Source organism: Aquimarina algiphila, assembly GCF_007489275.1.
GTDB classification, from domain to species: Bacteria; Bacteroidota; Bacteroidia; order Flavobacteriales; family Flavobacteriaceae; genus Aquimarina; species Aquimarina algiphila.
On sequence record NZ_VLNR01000166.1, the window covers coordinates 1 to 1,197 of the forward strand.

Sequence of the window (1,197 nt, forward strand, 5' to 3'; positions counted from 1 at the left end):
TGGTTTTCTCATTTTAAAAAAGTCATTAATTTGACAATCAAAATATTAACCTTAAAAACATCATTTTTTTTATCAAAAGTAAACAGCCCATAGCGCCGCATCCTATAGAGAATCTTCACTTTCCCTTACCCAAATCGACCGATATATGAATTTACCTACTGGATCTGTGCAAATCAGGAACCCATACACACCATGCCTAAATGACCAAGTATCCTAAAAAACAAACATCCCTATACGCATGATGCATATAGGGATAGTAGTGTAATAGGTAAGGTATAGGCTACTTCACGAATAGTGGTATACCTTCTCCTTTGGTACGATTACCTGTGATCAATCGAAGTACCTTCTCTTTATACCTCCAATAGATAGGCAGATCAAAAGCATCAGAAAAGTGAGTGGCATGTTCTTGAGGAATAACCTTAGAGCGCTCACTACGCTTATCCTTTTCAATACCATTCTTACCTTCCTTTGCCGGAGCAGACTCTAAGGATATAATCAAATCCTTACAATTATGTTTATTGATACCGACCTTAGGAAGCCCATGTTTTCCACCATTTTTAAGCACATAATTAATCACTATAAATTTTTCATTGTGTGGTGGATCTAATGACTTTGGAGTCTTCACTATTACTTCCCACCCAGATTGTTTTAAGCAATTAATAGCTTGTTGTGCCAAGGTTATCCTACTTCCTGCCCTACGGCTATTACCGTTTCTATCATAGTAGAGATGAACTACCTTCTTTGCATGACTGGCATAATAGGGTGCAAACTTCTCATTAATTAGATCATCAATAATCTTAGGGCTTTTTACAAAAAAGGTCTTCAAACATTTATAGTCCTTTCCTGTATCCTGAGACACTTTCATGGAGTTGAACACTCCCCAATCCAATGAAAGAATAAGCGGTTTTGTATTAATCCTATCCTTGTCTTGTTTGCAATCAAAAGAAGCTTTGGTAGCAGCTACCCCAATAGATTCTAAATATCCATTATCAAAATCCTCATAATAATGCTTCTCCTTATCCAATTGAGGATAAAAACTGGTTAAGTTGAAATTGGGGCGAATGTTTAGAATCTCTGCATTGTAATGCATTTTTGAAGGAGCCTTATCCATCATGCGATCAAACCAATCTTTGTCAAGATTTTGAGCGTTAGCAAAAGCATTTGCTTTTATAAAAAGATGCTTTTCAGGGTTTCTCA

1 pseudogene is annotated in these 1,197 nt (G+C 36.3%); it reads right to left on the reverse strand.

Annotated features, from left to right (window positions below):
* Nucleotides 1-280: 280 nt before the first annotated feature.
* Nucleotides 281-1,197, reverse strand: a pseudogene (locus FOF46_RS32035) (hypothetical protein); the annotation flags it as partial.